This window comes from Pantoea sp. BL1, assembly GCF_000963985.1.
Taxonomy (GTDB): Bacteria; Pseudomonadota; Gammaproteobacteria; order Enterobacterales; family Enterobacteriaceae; genus Pantoea; species Pantoea rwandensis_B.
Window position 1 is genome coordinate 1 of sequence record NZ_JZRH01000115.1, and the last position, 476, is coordinate 476.

Annotated in this window: 1 protein-coding gene; it reads right to left on the minus strand. The window is 59.2% G+C overall.

Annotated features, from left to right (window positions below; genetic code table 11):
- A partial coding sequence (locus VH86_RS24615) for a hypothetical protein (protein WP_045834448.1) occupies positions 1–225 on the minus strand: 225 nt, incomplete at its 3' end.
- Positions 226–476: the final 251 nt, after the last annotated feature.

Here is a 476-nt window from a genome sequence, read left to right on the forward strand (position 1 = left end):
CTGCAGGCGGTACAGGCAGATGTCGCCGCGCTCCGCCAGGCTCGCCGGCCAGATCATCGCCGCGTTCCCGTCCTCCACGTAAAGCTCGCCCAGCGGCTGTACAACGGCCCAGGGCGCGCCCAGCGTGCGGCGCAGCTGCAGGATCTCCTGCGCCATCGCGACGGCCTCCGCGTCATGACTGTCCGGATTCTCCGCGATCTGGCTGAGCCGGTCCTCGCTGATCATCGCTGCTTCCCCCTGTCCGTTATTGCCTGTTGCACTGATAGTCCGCCAGCGTATTGCCGGACATGCCCTGCTGACACATGCTGCAGGAACCTGCGGCGCTGAAAGGGGCTGAGTGACTGCCTTTACGAAATATTTACGCTTAATTCCGTGCTGACGGCTTGCAGAGTCCGCAACCAGTTCTACGCTGGGCAGACCAGTGAAAAGAGTACCGATTTTAAAACAATAAAAGGCGAAAAAAATGATTTTAAGTG